Here is a 17274-nt window from a genome sequence, read left to right on the forward strand (position 1 = left end):
TCGGGGTGGGCGTCGTGTTATGCTCGGTTGTCGTGGTGCGGGCGGGTGTGACCGGGCCCCTCGCTGCGGGGGTCGCCGGGCCCCGGGGGGGGGGGGGGGGCCCTTCTCCCGTCTCCGTCCTTACCGGTTGACCAGCGAGCTGACCAGCACGATGACCAGCAGCAGGACCAGCGCGGCGGTCACGATTCGCATTCGAGTCTTGGGATCCACGGTCAACGAGCGTACCCCCGGCCGGTTCGCGGCCGGACGCCGAGGTTGGCGATCCGGCCACCGCCGCTACGGCGGCCCGGCCTCCCAGCGGGCCAGCGGCAAGGAGCACAGCGAGGTGTAGCGGACGGGGCCGCCGCCCTGCTCGCTGCGCATCAGGTGCAGCTCGGCGGCCTCCCACTCCGGCCCCCGGTAGCCGTCCAGCGCCCGGGCCAGCGCGTCCAGCTCGGCGGCCGCCAGCCGCTGCTCCGCCCGCCGCCGGCCGCGCGAGGAGCCGGCCCGGGCCAGCGTCAGGTGCGGGTGGAAGCTGAACGCGTCCGTCTCGCCGACCACCGCCGCGGTGGCCCGGTACACCGCCTCGGCGATCCGGCGCAGCGCCCAGTCCTGCCCCTCCACCCCCGCCCAGAGCACCCGGTCGCCGAACCGCCCGCCGCCGGCCAGCCGCAGCGTGTGCGCCGGGTGGGCCTCGGCGACCTCCGCCAGCGCGGCCTCCAGCTCCGTCACCCGGTCGGCCGGCACCTCGCCGAAGAAGGCCAGGGTCAGGTGCCAGGCGTCGGCCGTCGTCCAGCGCAGCCGGTCCGCCCCCGGCAGCCCGCGCACCGGGGCCACCGCGTCGGCCAGGTCCTGCAACGCCTCCACCGGAGGCAGCACCGCCACGAAGAGCCTCATGGGGCCATCTTCCCGCGCGGGACGGTTTGGACTAGAACGGATTCCCATGAAGATCCGCAACGGGGGCCCCGAGGACATCCCCGACATCCTGTCCCTACTCGACGGCGCCGTGGCCTGGCTGGCCGCCCGGGGCCGCACCCGGCAGTGGGGCGACCGGTCGTTCAGCGACATCCCCGCCCGCGTCGAGCACATCGGCCAGTACACCGGCGAGGCGTTCCTGATCCGGCTCGCGATCGACGACGAGGGGCGCACGGTCGGCTCCTGCGTGCTGTCCGAGCAGCGCCCCGAGTACGCCACCCCGGTGGACGAGCCCGAGCTGTACATCCGCAACCTGGTGACCGACCGGAGCCGCAAGGGCTCGGGAATCGGCTCGGCGCTGATCGCCGACGCGCTCGACGAGACCCGCCGGCGCGGCATCGGCCTGCTGCGGGTGGACTGCTTCGGCGGCGACGACCGCAAGCTGGTCGGCCAGTACCGGGCGCTCGGCTTCACCGAGACCGAGTCCTTCGAGGTCGAGCAACCGGCCGGCCCGTGGCCGGGGCAGATCCTGGCGATCCGGCTCTGAGCCGACGGGCCCGCCCCGGAGCGCCGTCATGGCGTTCCGGGGCGGGCCCTCAGCACATCAACAGGCTGTCGGCAGGCCGTCAGCAGGCCGTGGCCAGCTCAGGCTTGGCGCTCGCCGCCGGACGCGGCACCAGCGCCACCACCCGGCCCCCGCGCCCGGGGTGGAGGTCCAGCCGCAGCCGCAGCTCGGCGCTGCGGGCCAGCACCAGGCCGACCGCACCGGCCGCCGCGGCCGAGACCAGGCCGCAGGTCAGCAGTCCCACCCGGGGCCCGTACGAGGCGGTCACCCAGCCCACGATCGGCGCGCCGATCGGCGTCCCGCCGGCGAAGACCAGCATCAGCAGTCCCATCACCCGCCCGCGCATCGCCGGGTCGGTGCCCAGCTGGAGCGAGGCGTTGACCGAGGTGTTGAAGCTCAGCCCGAACACCCCGATCAGGGTGAGCAGCAGCGCGAAGCTCCAGTAGCCGGGCGCGAACGCCGCCACCACCTCCAGCGTGCCGAACGCGAGGGCGGCGCCGACCAGTCTGCGCAGCCGCGGCACGCCCCGGCGGGCCGCGATCAGCGCACCGGTCAGCGATCCGACGGCCATCGCGGTGTTCAGCAGGCCGTACTGCCCGGCGCCGACGTGGAAGGTGTCGGAGGCGAAACCCGCCAGCAGCGTCGGGAAGTTGAAGCCGAAGGTGCCGATGAAGCCGGCCAGCACCATCGGCCAGAGCAGCTCGGGCCGCTCCTTGACGTACCGCAGCCCCTCCCGCAACTGGCCCTTCTCACGGGCGATCGGCGCGGTCGGGCGCAGTTCGCTCTCCCGCATCGCGAGCAGCCCGCCGATCACGGCGGCGAACGACAGCGCGTTCAGCGCGAACGCCCAGCCGCTGCCGACCGCGGCGATCAGCAGACCCGCGACGGCGGGGCCGACCAGCCGGGCGGTCTGGAAGTTGGCGGCGTTGAGGCTGACCGCGTTGGCGAGGTCCTTCGGCCCGACCATCTCGGAGACGAACGCCTGCCGGGTCGGGTTGTCGACCACCGTGACCAGGCCGAGCAGCAGCGCGAACAGGTACACGTAGTACGGGGTCACCACACCGCCGACGGTCAGCACGGCGAGGCCGGCGGCGAGCAGGCCCATCGCGCCCTGGGTGAGGATCAGCAGCCGGCGCTTGGGCATCCGGTCGGCGAGCACCCCGCCGAACAGGCCGAGCAGCAGCATCGGCAGGAACTGCATGGCGGTGGTGATGCCGACCGCGAGCGGGCTGCCGGTGAGGCTGAGGACCAGCCAGTCCTGGGCGATGCGCTGCATCCAGGTACCGGTGTTGGACACCACCTGGCCGGCGAAGTAGTAGCGGTAGTTGCGAACGCGCAGTGAGGAGAACATCCCCCCGGGCCTGGTGAAGGCGGCGCCGGTCGGCGAGTCCGCCGTGGGGGACGCGGCCGCGCGGGTGCGGCCGGGAGCGGCGGGGTCGTCCGCCGCGGTGCGTTCGTCGGGGTCGTCGTCGCCGTTGCCGGGCAGCCCCGTCGGGGCGGGTGCCTGGGCGTCGGCGGCCGCGGCGTTCGCCGCGGCGGGGTCGGTGGTCTGCTCGTCGGTCCGGGTACGGGTGGCGGCGGCGCTGGCTGCGGCCGGCGGTGTCACGTGGTCTCCCCTCGCGGCGCGACGGCCCGTGGCGTGGCCGTCGCGCTCCTGGTGTCGGTCTTCGGTCCTGCGGTGATGCGGTTCTCCTTCGTCTCCGGCGGCTACCGGAAAGCCGTGCCTAGAGGTGTGCGAGCTTGTAGAGCACGGGCGCGGCCTCGCGGAGCTTCGCCCATTCCTCCTCGTCGAGCCCCTCGGCGAGCTCGGCGAGCCAGGCGTTGCGACGCCGGCGGGACTCCGCCAGGATCGTCTCGGCCTGTTCGGTACTGCTGACGACCACCTGCCGGCGGTCCTCCGGGTGCGGTTCGCGCCGCACCAGGCCCTTCTCCTCCAGCATCGCGACGATCCTGGTCATCGAGGGCGGCTGTACGTGCTCCTTCCGGGCGAGCTCACCCGGCGTGGCCTTCCCGCACCGGGCGAGGGTGCCCAGCACCCCGATCTCGGTGGGACTGAGCGACTCCTCGACCCGCTGGTGGCGCAGTCGACGGGAGAGGCGCATGGCGGACGACCGCAGCTGACTGATGGCTGCGAGGTCCTGCTCGGACATCTCGGGCATGTTGTTAGCCTACGTCATTACTCTGGCTAAAGAAAATTGGTTTCCGACCGTCCGCGGCCCGGACCCGTCCAGGGGTTCAGCGCCGGGTGTCGACCGCCGCCGCCGCGCCGAGGTCACCGGCCGCCTTCCGCGCCGCGTCCAGCGCCGCCATCAGCCCGTACGCGTCCAGGCCGGGGCGTTTCGCCGCCGATGCCCGCACCGTGCCGATTGTGCGGCGATCCGGAACGCCCCTGACCGATTCGCGCTGGTCAACAGCCCGCGGCCCGCCGCCGGGCGGCTTTCTCCCCCTCCCCGCTCCGGCTGGCCGTGCTCTCCGTGACTCCCGGTGCGATGCTGGTCCTGGGACCCGGTCCACGCGGGACCCGGCGCCGCACCACGCCCAGCAGAAGGGTCGACCAGCCATGACCGACGTCGCCGCCGAACAGGCCACCACGGTCGACCCGGCCGAGCAGAACGACACCGGCTTCGCCCGCCTCGCGATGGTCACCATCGACTGCGCCGACCCGGTCGCACTGGCCGCCTTCTACGGCGCGCTGCTCGGATGGGAGACCCGGCACGCGGACGAGCGGTTCGCCATCCTGGACAACCCGGAGGGCGGCAGCCCGCTCGGCTTCGGCCGGGTCAGCGGGTACCGGCCGGAGCCGTGGACCGAGCCGGACGGCGGCAAGCACTTCCACCTGGACTTCTACGTGGACGACCTGGAGGCGGCCACCGCCCGCGCCCTGACCCTGGGCGCGACCGAGCCCACCTACCAGCACGGCCGTACGCTCAAGGTGCTGATCGACCCGGCCGGCCACCCGTTCGGCCTGGCCCCGCTGGACGCCTGACCGCCCCGCCGGCGCGGGGCGGCCCGGGACCCGTGCGGCTCAGCGCGGGAAGGCCCGCCGCGCCCGCCAGGTGGTGTGCTCGCGGGAGACCGCGTCCTCCGCCTCGGCGGCCAGCCGGGCCCAGCGCTGCTCGGCGTCCGGCATCCGCGGGTCGAGGTCGGACAGCTGGTTGCCGACGTTCTCCAGCTCCCGCGCCGCCAGTTGGTACGCGGCCGCCAGCGGACGGAGCTGCTTCAGCTGCGTCCAGGCGATCACCGCCGCGGCCGCCGCCGAGGTGGCGCCGAAGACGTGCACCTGCAGCGCCCCGGTCGCCTGCGCGATCGCCGCCGCCGCACCGACGATGATCAGCCCCGCCACGCCCAGCCCCCAGGTCACCGCCTGCGACTCGCAGGACTCGGCACGCGAGCGGTACCACGTCCGCTGCCCCTCCACCCGGGTGCGCAGGTAGAGCGTCCGCCGCGCGGTCAGCGACTCCGCCCGCACCCGGCGCATCTCCGGGGTGATCTCGGCGACCGACTCCGGCGGCACGATCGCCGGATCCTCGAACGCCCGCAGCACGTCCTCCACTTGCAGCAGGTAGCCGCGGTCGACGTCCGCCGACTCCGCGTCACCCTCGAACGGCCGGGCCCGCACCGCGTACTTCCAGGCCAGCGTCTTCACCGACTCGGCCGCCGCCCGCGCCTCGTACCAGCGCCCCTGCGGATTGCTGCGGCGCAGCCGCGCCCAGAAGTACCCGGCCACCAGCAGCGCCACCACCGAGAACAGCGGCGTGATGTCGGAGGCCCCCTTGTCGTCCGGCCCGGGCAGCGAACCGACCGCCGCCGCGACCACCAGCATCGAGATGAGCCCCCGGTACCAGCGCAACGTCTGCTGCTGCCCGGACAGTGACGCCTGGTCGGCCGTCCGGAACAGCTCGGGCAGCAACTGCGCCTCGACCCCCGTGGGCGGATCCTGTCTGACCATCGAACCGCTCCCCTCCCCCGTCTCAGCCCGGAGTATTCCCCCGGTCAACTCCCCTACACCGGCGCCCCCTTGAGATCCACTCTTGCCCCGACCGGCCCGCAACCCCTATAACCGGTTACATGACCATGCACTGGAAGCTCGTCATCGACGCCGCCGACCCGCACCGCCAGGCCGCCTTCTGGGCCGCCGCCCTCGACTACACCGCCGAGGACCACAGCACCCTGATCGCCGGTCTGCTCTCGGCCGGCACGATCACCCCGGACCGGATCACCGAGGTCGACGGCCGGCACGCCTGGCCGACCCTCGCCGCCGTCCGCCACCCCGAGGACCCGCACGACCCCACCAGCGACACCGGGCTCGGCCGGCGGATCCTCTTCCAGCGCGTCCCCGAGCCGAAGCAGGGCAAGAACCGCCTCCACCTCGACCTCCACCCCGGCCCCGACGCCCGCGCCGCCACCGTCACCCGCCTCACCGCCCTCGGCGCCACCCTCCTCCACGACATCGCCGAACCGGGCGGCTCCTGGACCGTGATGCAGGACCCCGAGGGCAACGAGTTCTGCGTCCACTGACGCCTCCGCCCACCGGCCGGCCCCGGGATTCCCGTCCCGTCGCAAATTCACTCCCGGCGCACCGGCCCCATCCTCCCCGGCCGAGAATGCGGCTTCCGGGATCACCGGCACCGTGGCGAAACTCCAGTTCAGAAAGCCGCATCGACCGGCAGGGCAATATCCTGCACGTCTACCCGTAGCGTGTCCGAACGGATCCCAGCCATGTCGATTTCCCACGGCTTCAACCTGGCCACATCGATGTCCGTCACCGAGGTGGCCGACACGCTGAACGACGTCGCGCAGGGCGGCAGGCTGTTCGATGCGACCACGCAGGCGGCGGACCTGCTCTCCGAAGGCGTCGCCACCAGGTTCGGCACGTGGATCCGGGTGTTCAGCCCCAACCCCAGGCCGTGGAACCCGCTGGTCACGGACCTCCGCATCACCCCGACCGTGTCGGTGGTCTTCCGGCTCGACAAGACCACCGATCTGCGGGGGCAGGAGGACGACGTCGTCCGGCTGGTCTCGGGCCTCCTGGAGCGCATCCCCGGCGACGCGGTGCTGCAGTACCACTACGAGACCGTCTGGCTGCTGCGGCGCGGCGACGAGCTCAGCCTCAACGAACGGGACGACCTCTGGCCGGCCGACCGCCTGGCCGTCGTCCCCCGGCCCTTCAGCCGCGAGACGCACGAGTTCTCCGACGAGGACTGAGCCCTGCGGCCCGCACCGACGCCACCGGCCCGCACTCCGCCACGAGGAGTGCGGGCCGGTGACCCGTCGCCGGGGCTCAGAGCAGGCCGAGGGCCGGCATCAGGTAGTAGAAGGCGAAGACGGCGGAGACGGCGTACATCGGGAGCGGGACCTCACGGGCACGGCCGGTGGCGATGCGCAGGATGCAGAAGGTGATGAAGCCGAAGCCGATGGCGATGGCGATGGCGATCGAAGGCGCCGACCACGTGGACGAACTCAGTCGGCGGTCCCCGCCGGCACGACCCAGCGAGCAGGTTGGCCGGCGATGGACGCGATCATGTCGTAGTCGCCGTCGTAGTGCAGGACCGTGACCCCGTGTCGCTCAGCGGTGGCGGCGATCAGCATGTCGGCCATCGACAGAGCACGGTGGTTGCCCCGGAACAGGGCCCGCCGCTGGATGTCCTTCGCGCGGTCCCAGACCTCGTCGGTGCACGGCAGGTAGTCGAACCCCCTGAGCAGACGGCTCAGCCGATCCGCCTCCGCCGCGCTGCGAGCACTGTGCAGCACCTCCATCTCGACTGCCGCGGTCACCGCCAGCAGCGCGCGCTGCGAGAGATCGTCGAGGACGGGCCGCACCGTCGGCTTTCCCCAGCGCGCCAGGGCCGACTTGTCGATCAGGAAGCGCTCCCGGGTCACGCCGCCGCCGACTTGCCCGGCTCGTCGAGAAGGTCGAACTCCCCGTTGGCGATGGCGTCGGCGAGCTCTATCCGCCGGGCCAGTTTCACGGCCTCCAGCAGCGCGGCATTGACCGTCGCGACCTTGGTGGTCGTGCCGAACAGACGCTGCGCCTCGGCCAGGAGGTCGTCGTCGAGGTCGATCACCGTGCGCGCCATGGCTGTTCCTCCAGCAGTCGACAACAAGAAAACGATATCAACTCCACCACATTCCCGACATCAAAACGGCCCCGCGCTCCGGAGGGGGAGCGCGGGGCCGTCGGAAGCCCGGCAGGGGTCAGAGCAGGCCGAGGGCCGGCATCAGGTAGTAGAAGGCGAAGACGGCGGAGACGACGTACATCGGGAGCGGGACCTCGCGGGCACGGCCGGTGGCGATGCGCAGGATGCAGAAGGTGATGAAGCCGAAGCCGATGCCGTTGGTGATGGAGTAGGTGAACGGCATCATCGCGATGGTCAGGAAGGCCGGGATCGCGATGGTGTAGTCGGCCCAGTCGATGTCCCGCACCGAGTTGGCGAGGATCAGGAAGCCGACGGTGACCAGCGCGGGGGTGGCGGCCTGGGCGGGGACCATGGTGGCGAGCGGGGTGAGGAAGAGGGCCACCACGAAGAGGCCGCCGGTGACGACGGAGGCGAAGCCGGTGCGGGCGCCCTCGCCGACGCCGGCGGTGGACTCGACGAAGCAGGTGTTGGCGGAGGACGAGGTGGCGCCGCCGGCCGCGGTGGCGATGCCGTCGATCATCAGGACCTTGTTGATGCCGGGCAGGTCGCCCTTCTCGTCGAGCAGGTGGGCCTCGTCGGCGACGCCGAGGATGGTGCCCATCGCGTCGAAGAAGCAGGACATCAGCACGGTGAAGACAAAGAGCACGCCGGTGAGGACGCCGACCTTCTCGAAGCCGCCGAACAGGCTGACCTCGCCGACCAGGCCGAAGTCGGGCGCGGCGACCGGGTTGCCCGGCCAGGCCGGGACGGTCAGGCCCCAGCTGAGGGCGGGGATGTCGGCGAGCTTGTCGATCACCACGGCGACGCCGGTCATCACGGCGATGGAGATCAGGATCGCGCCGGGGACCTTGCGCACCAGCAGGACGAGGGTGAGCAGCAGGCCGAGCACGAAGACCAGGACCGGCCAGCCGTGCAGGTGGCCGCCGACGCCGAGCTGGAGCGGGACGGTGGTGTGGGCGGCGTCGGGGATGCGGGTGACGAAGCCGGAGTCGACGAGGCCGACCAGGGTGATGAACAGGCCGATGCCGATCGCGATGGCCTTGCGCAGGCCGAGCGGGACGGCGCTCATGACCCGCTCGCGCAGGCCGGTGGCGACCAGGAGCATGATCGCGAAGCCGGCCAGCACGACCATGCCCATGGCGTCCGGCCAGGTCATCTTGGGTGCGAGCTGGAGGGCGACGATGGTGTTCACGCCGAGGCCGGCGGCCAGGCCGATCGGGACGTTGCCGATGACGCCCATGAGCAGCGTGGTCAGGCCGGCGGTGAGCGCGGTGGCGGTGACCAGCTGGGCGCTGTCCAGGTGGGCGCCGGTCATGTCCGTGGCACTGGCCAGGATGATCGGGTTCAGCACCAGGATGTACGCCATGGTGAAGAAGGTGGCGACGCCGCCGCGGATCTCGCGCGGCAGGGAGGAGCCGCGCTCGCTGATCCGGAAGTAGCGGTCCAGCGCGCCGGACGGGGGCTTCGGCGTGTCGGGCTGGGCGGGCTCGGGCGACTCGGTGGTCGGCTGGGCCACGGGCATGCTGCGTCCTCTGTGGGGGGCGGAGGAGAGGGGGACCCGCCCGGGAACGACGGTGGCACCGGGCGCCCCGGTGGGACGGGCACGAAGCACAATGTCCTGAGCATGCCGCGACCGACCGGAAAAACAAGTATGGGTTCCCCGATCGCCCGTACGCTATCTTCGCGCGTAGAACGAAGAACCCACGTAACAGGCGCGAACAGTCCCCGCGCAGAATCGATCGGACGTGCGGCCGCACCGTACCCTAGGGCCCATGCCCAAGACGCCACTGCACCCCTCGCCCCCGCCGCTGGAGGCCAACGACGTCGCGATCGTCGGCGGCGGCACGGTGCTCTGGTTCGTGGCGTTCGTGGTCCTGCTCCCGTTCTGGGGCACGCTGTCCGACCACGGCCACGGCAGCTGGCCGTGGATCTGCCTGGCCGGCGGCGGACTCGGACTGATCGGCCTCTGGTACTGCCGGGCCCGCCGGGACGCCATCGCGCGCAGCCGGGCGGCGGCCGCGGCGGAGCCGCAGAATCCGGCCACTCGGTCGGACTGAATGGTCCTTTAGTAGCACGCACCGGACATAAGGCACCCGTAGAGTCGGTGCCATGACGCAGCCCGCGCAGCCCGCCGAGGACAAGCCCACCGGTGACCAGCCGGACGGCGCCCACCCGCTCGGCCTGCTGCCCGGCCGACGCGGCGGGCTGACCTCCGCCGAGGTGGCCGAGCGGGTCGCCCGCGGCGAGGTCAACGACGTCCCGGTCCGCTCCAGCCGCTCCACCCGGGAGATCGTCCGGGCGAACGTCTTCACTCGGTTCAACGCGATCATCGGCGTGATGTTCGCGATCATCCTGGTCGTCGGCCCGCTCCAGGACGGCCTGTTCGGCCTGGTCATCGTCGCCAACACGGCGATCGGCATCATCCAGGAGCTGCGCGCCAAGAAGACCCTGGACAGCCTCGCGCTGATCGGCGAGGCCAGGCCCCAGGTGCGCCGGGACGGCGCCGCCACGCAGGTCGCCGTCGGCGAGATCGTGCTGGACGACACCGTGCTGCTCGGCATCGGCGACAAGGTGATCGTCGACGGCGAGGTCACCGAGGCGGACGGCCTGGAGATCGACGAGTCGCTGCTCACCGGCGAGCCGGACCCGGTGCTCAAGCACCCCGGCGACCCGGTGATGTCCGGCAGCTTCGTGGTGGCCGGCGCCGGCGCGTTCACCGCCACCAAGGTCGGCCGCGAGGCGTACGCGGCGCAGCTGGCCGAGGAGGCGAGCCGGTTCACCCTGGTGAAGTCGGAGCTGCGCACCGGCATCGACAGCATCCTGCGGTTCATCACCTGGCTGCTGGTGCCGACCGCGATCGGTCTGATCATCAGCCAGCTGGCGGTGGAGGGCCGGGACTGGCGCGAGGCGGTCCGCCGGATGATCGCCGGGATCGTGCCGATGGTGCCCGAGGGCCTGGTGCTGCTGACGTCGGTGGCCTTCGCGATCGGCGTGGTCCGGCTGGGCCGCAAGCAGTGCCTGGTGCAGGAGCTGCCCGCGATCGAGGGACTGGCCCGGGTGGACACCGTCTGCCTGGACAAGACCGGCACCCTGACCGAGGGCGGCATGGACGTCGTCGACCTGCGGATCATCACCGACGGCGGTGACCGGGGCGAGCCGGCGGGCGACGCCCTGGCGGAGAACGGCGCCCTCAAGGAGACGGTCAAGCAGGCGCTCGGCGTGATGGCCGGCGCCGACGCCCGCCCCAACCCGTCGATGCAGGCCGTCATCGACGCCTACGGCGACGGCAGCGGCGAGCGCCGCGACGGCTGGCGGGTGATCGAGGCGATGCCGTTCTCCTCCGCCCGCAAGTGGAGCGGCGTCCAACTGCTGGAGCCGCGTGGCGAGGAGGCCAGCTGGCTGCTCGGCGCCCCCGACGTGCTGCTGCCCGCCGGCCACCCGGCGCTGGCCGAGGTGGACGAGCTGGGCGCCCAGGGCCTGCGGGTGCTGCTGCTGGGCCGCTCGCCGGTCCCGCTGGACGCCCCGGACCCGGCCGCCGAACTGCGGCCGCTCGCCCTGGTGGTGCTGCGGCAGCGACTGCGCGAGGACGCCGCCGACACCCTGCGCTACTTCGAGGGCCAGCGGGTCCAGGCGAAGGTGATCTCGGGCGACTCGGCCGTCTCGGTCGGCGCGGTCGCCGCCCACCTCGGGCTGCCCGGCGCCGACCACCCGGTGGACGCGCGCACCCTGCCCACCGAGCCGCAGGCTCTCGCCGACACCGCCGAGCGCACCACCGTCTTCGGCCGGGTCACCCCGCAGCAGAAGCGCCAGCTGGTCGGCGCGCTGCAGTCGCGCGGGCGCACCGTGGCGATGACCGGCGACGGCGTCAACGACGTGCTGGCGCTCAAGGACGCGGACATCGGCGTGGCGATGGGCAGCGGCAGCGACGCGACCAAGGCGGTCGCCCAGATCGTGCTGCTGAACAACTCCTTCGCGGTGATGCCCTCGGTGGTCGCCGAGGGCCGCCGGGTGATCGGCAACATCGAGCGGGTGGCCGGGCTGTTCCTGGTCAAGACGGTCTACTCGGTACTGCTGGCGCTGCTGGTGATCTTCACCCACTCCCCGTACCCGTTCCTGCCCCGGCACTCCACCGTGCTGTCCACCCTGACGATCGGCGTGCCGGCCTTCTTCCTGGCGCTCGCGCCCAACAACGAGCGCGCCCGCACCGGCTTCGTGCGCCGGGTGCTGCGGCTCGCGATCCCCGGCGGTGTCATCGCGGGGACGGCGACCTTCACCGCGTACGCGCTGGCCCGCGCCAACCACGCCACCGACCTGGAGTCGGACACCAGCGTGGCCACCCTGACGCTCTTCCTGGTCGCGATCTGGGTGCTGGCGATCGTGGCCCGCCCGTACAACTGGTGGCGGCTGCTGCTGATCGGGACGATGTGCGGGGCGTTCGCGCTGGTAATGACGGTGCCCTGGCTCTCCGACTTCTTCCAGCTCTCGCTGTCCGGCACCCGGGACCCGTGGGTCGGCGTCGGCATCGCGCTGATCGCCGGAGTGGTGCTGGAGGTGGTCTGGCGGATCATGCGCCGCCGGACCGATCATTGACCCGGGGACCGGGCGACGGGGGGAGTGCCGCGATGGCGCGCAGGGGCGGTGAACTGGAGGCCTTCGCGGCCTTCCTGGGCGGGCTGCTGGCCACCGGGCTGCTGGCCCTGGCGATGGCCGGGGTCGGCGCGCTGGCCGGGATCCACCCCGGACCACGGCTGACCAAGGCGGTCGCCGCCGTGCTGACCTCCACCTGGGTGGTGGCCACCCTCACGGTCTACCTGCGGCTGATCGCCCGCGGCCGGACCCGCTCCGGCACCCGCTCCTGACCGGAGCGGGCACCGGAGGCCGACGGGCTCAGCCCTCGAAGTCGCGGGCGGCGGACAGCTCGTACGCCCGGTCCGGCTCGCTGAGCGCGGCCAGCACCTCGAACCGGCGGTGCCACTGCCCGACCGACCAGGCCAGCCCGGCGGCCAGCCCCTCCGGCGTGGCCGCGTGCAGCAGCCCGGGCACCGGCGGCACCTCGAACTCGTCGTCCTCGTCCGCCTCCTCGGCCGACTCCGGGTCGTACGGCGCCTCCGGGGTGTCCGCGGCGGCGTCCCAGCGCCAGTCCACGGCGGCCTCCTCGCCGTCCGGGCCGACCACCAGCAGGTCCTCGTGCTCCTCGTACGCGACCGGGCAGCCGGGCAGCAGCTCCCGCACCACGGCCGGCACCCGGTGCAGGACGCCCTGGGAGAGCACCCGCCCGCCGGCCACCTCGCTGGCCAGCGAGACGTGCAGCCGCTCGGCGAGGTCGGCGGCCAGCGCCGGGGCGACCGGCAGCAGCGGGTGGTCGTGCAGCAGCTCCACCAGGTCGGGGGCGTCCGCGACGACCGCCTCGGCGGCGTCCACCACGATCGTGCGGTCGGGACGGCGGCCGGTGGCCCGGTCCAGCGGCGGCACCGCGCGCACCACGTCCAGCGGGTCGATCCGCTCCACCTCGATCCGGGCCAGCGCGCTGTGGATGCCGTGCAGCTGGCGGTGTCCGACCTCGGCGGCCGGGTCGGTCAGCCGGTCCAGCACCTCGTCCGGCCCGTGCGGCTCGGCGAGCAGCGCGGTCAGCGTGGTGCGCACCCCCAGCGCGTGCAGGAACTGCTCGTCCAGGGTGGTGCGGGCCTCGTCGTACAGGCCGCGCAGCAGCGGGTCGGCGCCGGCCGCGCGCAGCCCGGCGGGCTCGCGGCCGTCCAGCACCGGGTGGTCGCGCAGCCACCAGGCGGTGTACGGCGGCAGGTCGGCGTACGAGCCGTCCGGCAGCAGCGTGCGGACCGGGGTGACGACGGCGTCCCGGTACGGCGGGCGGGCCAGCGCGGCCAGCGCCTGCGGCCAGGCGTCGTCGTCCACCAGGTCCAGGTCGCGGACGGCCAGCAGCTCGGCGGCGACCGGCGGGACGCCCACGGTGTCCCCGTCGTCGGCGTGCAGCGCCTCCAGCGCGTCCTCGGCCCAGTCGGCCAGGCCGTCCGGCGCCTCGTCGATCAGCCCGGTGGGGTGGCCGCCGGCCGCCCGGTCGGCGGGCGCGGTCGGGTCGAGCCGGTCCAGGTCGTCGGGGTCGAGCACCACGTCCTCGGCGCGGACCAGCACGAAGTCGGCCGGTACGCCGACGGCGGCGAGCACCTCCGGGCCCCAGCGCTCCAGCAGGTCGTCGTCCACCCAGGCCGCGTCGTCCTCGCGCGCCAGCGCGGCGAGCGGGCTGTCGGGGAGCAGCAGCTCACCGGCGCGGACGGGCTCGCCCTCGTCGTCGAGCAGGGCCAGCCGGGCCAGCCAGGGGTGCTCGCCGGGCGCCGGGGCGGCCGCCCTGACGAGCGCCAGCACCGCCTCGGCGAGGTCGGCGGCGGCGTCCGGGTCGTCCTCGGCCAGCTCGTAGGAGCGGGCGACGGCGGCCCGCACCTCGGGCGTGTCCAGCACCCCGGCCGGGGTGGCCGCGCCGGCGCCGAGCTTGGCGAGCAGCGGGTGGGCGGCCTCCGGGTGGGCGAGCCGCAGGTCGAGCACGGCGAGCGCGTCGGCCAGCGACTCGGGGTAGCCGGGGAAGGCCGCCCAGTCGGCGGCGTCGGAGGGCAGCAGGACCCGGCGCGGACCGGTCACCGTCCGGCCGTCGGCGAGCGGCACCGGCAGCGCGCCGAGCGCCTCCGGGTCGGCGCCGCCGAGCGCCGCGTACAGGTTGCGCCACCAGGCCGGCTCCCGGTCCAGGCCGCCCAGCTGGTCGACCACCTCGGCGAGCGGGACCCGGCGGACGTTCAGCACCCGCAGTTCGGTGCGGCGCTCCAGGCCGGCCGGCAGCAGGCCGGGGAAGATCGGCGCCAGTGCCTCGACCACCGAGCCGTCCGCGCCCTCCAGCAGCGTGGCGTCCCGGGGCCGCAGCGCGGGGGTGCCCTCCTCGACCGGCGCCGGGTGCGGCAGGAACGGTGTACCGGGCAGCCGGGAGAGCACGGCGGCGCGCAGCGCGTTGTCCAACGCGCCCTGGCCGAGCGGGCCGGGCACCAGGCCGAGCGAGCCGAGGTCGCCGCCGCGGGCGCGCAGCAGGTCGGCGTAGGCGTCGGCGGCGCGCTCGGTGAGGAAGTCGGCGAGCGGGCCGGGGGCGACGTGCCGGCGGGTGGAGTCCAGCGGGTAGGAGGCGATCAGCAGCGCGGGCAGGCCGAGCGGCTCGTCGCTGGGGGTGGGCGCGTGCAGCACCGGGTCGATCGCGGGCCGCTGCGGGTCGCCCTCCTCGGAGACCGGCACCGCCCAGGTCACCGTCCAGTAGGGGCGGGCGCGCTCCTCGGTGGGCCGGTCGGCGAGCAGCTCCGCGGCGAGCGCGCCGGCCGCCTCGGCGGTCTGCCAGACGGTGCGCCGGTGCCCCCCGCCGGCGTCGTCGGTGACCGTCACCTCGGTGACGCCGTCCGGACGCGGCTCCGCGGCGGAGCGGGTCAGCGTACGGGTGCCCTCCGAGGTCTCCACCACCACCTCGGCCAGGCCGGGCAGGGTGAGCAGCAGCGCGTCGTCGATGCCGGCCAGCAGCCGGCGGGTGAGGTCCTCGGCGGCGGCGTCGCGCAGCGGCAGCACCACCACCGTGTCGTACCCCTCGGGCGCCGGGCCCTCGGCGGCGAACGGCAGGCGCAGCAGCGGCACGTGGCCGTCCCGGCGGCGCAGTTCCTCGGCGAGCGCCGGCTGCGTCCCGGCCAGTGCCCGGGCCTCGCCGAGCGACCAGCGCACGCCGCCGGCCGAGCCGAGCACGGCGGGCTCGTCGGTGACCGCGAGGACGGCGGCGAAGCCGACGCCGAACCGGCCGACGGTGGTCTCGTGCTCGCCGCGCTTGGAGGAGGCGCGCAGGGTGGACAGCGACTCGACGGCGGCGGCGTCCAGCGGCGCGCCGGTGTTCGCGGCGGCCAGCACGCCGTCCGCCAGGGTGAGCCGCAGCCGGCCGGGGCCGTGCCCGGCGCGGACGGCGGCGTCGGCGGCGTTCTGCGCCAGCTCGACGACCAGCCGGTCGCGGTAGCCGCCGAGGGCGAGCTCCTCCTCGGCGTTGGCGTCCTCCCGGAACCGGGCCGGGGAGGCGGCCCAGGCGTCCAGCACCCGACGGCGCAGTTCGGCGCTGCCGAAGGGGTCCGCGAGGTGCTCGTCCGTGCCGCTGCCGAGAATCCGAGGTTCCACTGGACCTGCCGCCTTCCGCCGCCCTGTTGTGCCCTACGAGGGCATTCTTCCCTGCCGGAAGGACTGCCCCGGACACGCCCCCGGCCGCGGCCCGCCCACGCGGGGGCGGAAACGGCGGCGGCCCGCCCCACGGGTGGGGCGGGCCGCCGGAAAGCGGTGGTGCTCAGGAGTGGCCGAGCTCCTCGGTGGGCGCGTCCGGCTCGACCGAGCCGGAGAGCCGGTCCGGGTGCAGCGGCAGCGGCTCGACCACCAGCTCGTCCAGGATCAGCTCGGCGGGCGCCGGCGGGGCCGGGATCACGGCCGCCTCGGAGTGCCCGCCGCAGCCGTAGGCGAAGGAGACGATCTGGCCGTCGGCCGGGCCGAACTCGTTGCCGCAGACGCCGAAGGCCTGGCCGAGCGTGCCGCCGATCGGGATCAGGAAGCCGCAGCTGACGCAGGAGGCCGGGGCGGACTGCGCCATCGGCGTCTGCGGGCCGTGCGCCTTCTCCCAGCGGTCGGCGGCCAGGTGCATGCCCAGCCGGGAGAGCACCCGGCTGCGGCCCAGGCCCAGCTCGTCGGCGACGGCGCTGATCTGGGCGCGACCCGGCGCCGGCTGGATGTCCGGGTCGGAGACCAGCACGTCCTCCTGCGCGGCCTGGGCCACCGCGGAGTTCGGCGCGGGCTCGTCCTCGCCGGTCCAGCCCGGCTCCAGGCGCAGGTCGTCGGCGTCGGTGGGGAGCAGGTCCCCGGGGCCCATGTCGCCCGGGCGCAGCCGCTCGCTCCACGGCACCCATTGCGGGGCGAGGATCGCGTCGGCGCCGGGCAGCAGCACGACCTCGTCCAGCGTCACGTTCTTGGCGCGCGGGGCGCGGGCCACCGTCACGGCCCAGTGCCAGCCACGGTAGGCCGCGTCCAGGCACTCGAAGGTGTGGGTGACGACCCGGTCGGCCTCGGCCTGAACACCCAGGTGGGCCCCGACGGTCTCGGCGCCGACGGCGTCCTCGGCGGCCTGGCGGGCGAGTTCGACGGCCTCGGCACAGAGCCGATCAGGGGTACGGCTTCGCATCGCAGCACTCACGGCGTCGATTCTCTCCCAGTTCTTCTGTCGCCCACGGCGAGTTGCCTGTTCCGTCGCGGCTCGGTTTCCCTCGTCCATTCTGCGCGACCGCGGGCCGCCGCGGATACCGGCCGCGCCGCTCGTCTGGTCCGCCCGGCGCCGGTCGGGCCCTCGGGCGGACCTTGGGCAGGCTACCCGCCGGTCGGCCGCCCGGCACAGTCCGGGGCGTCCGGAGTGGCTCCGGAACGTCCGGAACGGGAACGCGGGCCGTCGACCGCGCGGCGCGGAGCGGAATCCCGCGTTGTCGTCCCGAATCTGGGGCAGGATGGGCTTGTGGCGGACGAGAACCCGTCGCAGCACGCAGTGCGCGCCTCGCGGACCGACGGTCCGGACGAGGCGAACGCGCTGCCGCGACAGCAGCCTCCGGTCCACTCCGCGAACGAACCGCG

The 17274-nt window shown here is 74.1% G+C and carries 17 protein-coding genes; 7 read left to right on the plus strand and 10 right to left on the minus strand.

Annotation, left to right across the window (positions count from 1 at the left end):
* Positions 1-276 precede the first annotated feature (276 nt).
* Positions 277-876: an RNA 2',3'-cyclic phosphodiesterase gene (thpR, locus tag ACFVVU_RS15610; protein ID WP_387790272.1), complete on the minus strand. Its 600-nt coding sequence runs from the start codon at positions 874-876 to the stop codon at positions 277-279.
* Between the two features lie 46 nt (positions 877-922).
* Here thpR and ACFVVU_RS15615 point away from each other — a divergent pair, with 46 nt between their 5' ends.
* Complete coding sequence (locus ACFVVU_RS15615; RefSeq protein WP_380690329.1) at positions 923-1441, plus strand: GNAT family N-acetyltransferase; 519 nt, start codon at positions 923-925, stop codon at positions 1439-1441.
* Between the two features lie 79 nt (positions 1442-1520).
* Here ACFVVU_RS15615 and ACFVVU_RS15620 read toward each other — a convergent pair whose 3' ends face one another.
* The 3 genes from ACFVVU_RS15620 to ACFVVU_RS15630 all read right to left on the minus strand — a co-directional run bounded on the left by ACFVVU_RS15620 (position 1521) and on the right by ACFVVU_RS15630 (position 3817).
* Positions 1521-3065: an MFS transporter gene (locus ACFVVU_RS15620; RefSeq protein WP_387790274.1), complete on the minus strand. Its 1545-nt coding sequence runs from the start codon at positions 3063-3065 to the stop codon at positions 1521-1523.
* Positions 3066-3183: 118 nt separating this feature from the next.
* Positions 3184-3618, minus strand: coding sequence for a MarR family winged helix-turn-helix transcriptional regulator (locus ACFVVU_RS15625; RefSeq protein WP_380689251.1), 435 nt, complete (start codon positions 3616-3618; stop codon positions 3184-3186).
* 76 nt (positions 3619-3694) lie between these two features.
* The gene (locus tag ACFVVU_RS15630; RefSeq protein WP_387790276.1) at positions 3695-3817 is read right to left on the minus strand and encodes a hypothetical protein; all 123 of its coding nucleotides are present in this window, start codon (positions 3815-3817) and stop codon (positions 3695-3697) included.
* Positions 3818-4019: 202 nt separating this feature from the next.
* Between ACFVVU_RS15630 and ACFVVU_RS15635 the strand changes: the two genes are divergently transcribed.
* Entirely contained in the window at positions 4020-4445 is a 426-nt protein-coding gene (locus tag ACFVVU_RS15635) for a VOC family protein (RefSeq protein ID WP_380689255.1), read from the plus strand.
* Between the two features lie 39 nt (positions 4446-4484).
* Here ACFVVU_RS15635 and ACFVVU_RS15640 read toward each other — a convergent pair whose 3' ends face one another.
* Positions 4485-5408, minus strand: coding sequence for a DUF4231 domain-containing protein (locus ACFVVU_RS15640; RefSeq protein WP_380689258.1), 924 nt, complete (start codon positions 5406-5408; stop codon positions 4485-4487).
* A gap of 119 nt (positions 5409-5527) precedes the next feature.
* Between ACFVVU_RS15640 and ACFVVU_RS15645 the strand changes: the two genes are divergently transcribed.
* Positions 5528-5977 carry a VOC family protein gene (locus ACFVVU_RS15645; RefSeq protein WP_387790278.1) on the plus strand — a complete coding sequence of 150 codons (450 nt, stop codon included), beginning with the start codon at positions 5528-5530 and terminating at the stop codon, positions 5975-5977.
* A gap of 201 nt (positions 5978-6178) precedes the next feature.
* Positions 6179-6664 (plus strand): SitI3 family protein, encoded by a 486-nt coding sequence (locus ACFVVU_RS15650; RefSeq protein WP_387790280.1) that lies wholly within the window; start codon positions 6179-6181, stop codon positions 6662-6664.
* Positions 6665-6919: 255 nt separating this feature from the next.
* On the opposite strand, the gene ACFVVU_RS15655 is transcribed toward ACFVVU_RS15650, so the two are convergent.
* The 3 genes from ACFVVU_RS15655 to ACFVVU_RS15665 form a co-directional block, all read right to left on the minus strand.
* Positions 6920-7339 carry a PIN domain nuclease gene (locus tag ACFVVU_RS15655; RefSeq protein ID WP_387790282.1) on the minus strand — a complete coding sequence of 140 codons (420 nt, stop codon included), beginning with the start codon at positions 7337-7339 and terminating at the stop codon, positions 6920-6922.
* Complete coding sequence (locus tag ACFVVU_RS15660) at positions 7336-7536, minus strand: type II toxin-antitoxin system VapB family antitoxin (RefSeq protein ID WP_045692353.1); 201 nt, start codon at positions 7534-7536, stop codon at positions 7336-7338. Before ACFVVU_RS15660 ends, ACFVVU_RS15655 begins: the two co-directional genes overlap by 4 nt.
* A 118-nt stretch (positions 7537-7654) precedes the next feature.
* Positions 7655-9118 carry an NCS2 family permease gene (locus tag ACFVVU_RS15665; protein ID WP_387790284.1) on the minus strand — a complete coding sequence of 488 codons (1464 nt, stop codon included), beginning with the start codon at positions 9116-9118 and terminating at the stop codon, positions 7655-7657.
* Positions 9119-9368: 250 nt separating this feature from the next.
* Here ACFVVU_RS15665 and ACFVVU_RS15670 point away from each other — a divergent pair, with 250 nt between their 5' ends.
* Genes ACFVVU_RS15670 through ACFVVU_RS15680 form a run of 3 tightly spaced genes read left to right on the plus strand, consistent with a single transcriptional unit; the run spans position 9369 to position 12455 of the window.
* Complete coding sequence (locus tag ACFVVU_RS15670) at positions 9369-9653, plus strand: DUF2530 domain-containing protein (RefSeq protein WP_380686483.1); 285 nt, start codon at positions 9369-9371, stop codon at positions 9651-9653.
* Between the two features lie 52 nt (positions 9654-9705).
* On the plus strand, positions 9706-12186 hold the full coding sequence (locus ACFVVU_RS15675; RefSeq protein WP_380686481.1) for an HAD-IC family P-type ATPase: 2481 nt from the start codon (positions 9706-9708) through the stop codon (positions 12184-12186).
* A 32-nt stretch (positions 12187-12218) separates the two neighbouring features.
* Positions 12219-12455, plus strand: a complete 237-nt coding sequence (locus tag ACFVVU_RS15680) for a hypothetical protein (protein ID WP_387790287.1) — start codon at positions 12219-12221, stop codon at positions 12453-12455.
* Positions 12456-12483: 28 nt separating this feature from the next.
* On the opposite strand, the gene ACFVVU_RS15685 is transcribed toward ACFVVU_RS15680, so the two are convergent.
* Together ACFVVU_RS15685 and ACFVVU_RS15690 are read right to left on the minus strand one after the other, a co-directional pair.
* Positions 12484-15789 (minus strand): sacsin N-terminal ATP-binding-like domain-containing protein, encoded by a 3306-nt coding sequence (locus tag ACFVVU_RS15685; protein ID WP_387790288.1) that lies wholly within the window; start codon positions 15787-15789, stop codon positions 12484-12486.
* A gap of 163 nt (positions 15790-15952) precedes the next feature.
* Complete coding sequence (locus tag ACFVVU_RS15690; RefSeq protein ID WP_380684374.1) at positions 15953-16834, minus strand: DUF3027 domain-containing protein; 882 nt, start codon at positions 16832-16834, stop codon at positions 15953-15955.
* Positions 16835-17274 lie beyond the last annotated feature (440 nt).

The organism is Kitasatospora sp. NPDC057965 (genome assembly GCF_042887135.1).
Taxonomy (GTDB): Bacteria; Actinomycetota; Actinomycetes; order Streptomycetales; family Streptomycetaceae; genus Kitasatospora.

What these genes read in the sequence shown, in the direction of transcription:
- thpR (WP_387790272.1), bottom strand. Translation starts at nt 876, where the DNA reads ATGAGGCTCTTCGTGGCGGTGCTGCCTCCGGTGGAGGCGTTGCAGGAC.
- ACFVVU_RS15615 (WP_380690329.1), top strand. Translation starts at nt 923, where the DNA reads ATGAAGATCCGCAACGGGGGCCCCGAGGACATCCCCGACATCCTGTCC.
- ACFVVU_RS15625 (WP_380689251.1), bottom strand. Translation starts at nt 3,618, where the DNA reads ATGCCCGAGATGTCCGAGCAGGACCTCGCAGCCATCAGTCAGCTGCGG.
- ACFVVU_RS15635 (WP_380689255.1), top strand. Translation starts at nt 4,020, where the DNA reads ATGACCGACGTCGCCGCCGAACAGGCCACCACGGTCGACCCGGCCGAG.
- ACFVVU_RS15640 (WP_380689258.1), bottom strand. Translation starts at nt 5,408, where the DNA reads ATGGTCAGACAGGATCCGCCCACGGGGGTCGAGGCGCAGTTGCTGCCC.
- ACFVVU_RS15645 (WP_387790278.1), top strand. Translation starts at nt 5,528, where the DNA reads ATGACCATGCACTGGAAGCTCGTCATCGACGCCGCCGACCCGCACCGC.
- ACFVVU_RS15650 (WP_387790280.1), top strand. Translation starts at nt 6,179, where the DNA reads ATGTCGATTTCCCACGGCTTCAACCTGGCCACATCGATGTCCGTCACC.
- ACFVVU_RS15660 (WP_045692353.1), bottom strand. Translation starts at nt 7,536, where the DNA reads ATGGCGCGCACGGTGATCGACCTCGACGACGACCTCCTGGCCGAGGCG.
- ACFVVU_RS15665 (WP_387790284.1), bottom strand. Translation starts at nt 9,118, where the DNA reads ATGCCCGTGGCCCAGCCGACCACCGAGTCGCCCGAGCCCGCCCAGCCC.
- ACFVVU_RS15670 (WP_380686483.1), top strand. Translation starts at nt 9,369, where the DNA reads ATGCCCAAGACGCCACTGCACCCCTCGCCCCCGCCGCTGGAGGCCAAC.
- ACFVVU_RS15675 (WP_380686481.1), top strand. Translation starts at nt 9,706, where the DNA reads ATGACGCAGCCCGCGCAGCCCGCCGAGGACAAGCCCACCGGTGACCAG.
- ACFVVU_RS15680 (WP_387790287.1), top strand. Translation starts at nt 12,219, where the DNA reads ATGGCGCGCAGGGGCGGTGAACTGGAGGCCTTCGCGGCCTTCCTGGGC.
- ACFVVU_RS15690 (WP_380684374.1), bottom strand. Translation starts at nt 16,834, where the DNA reads ATGCGAAGCCGTACCCCTGATCGGCTCTGTGCCGAGGCCGTCGAACTC.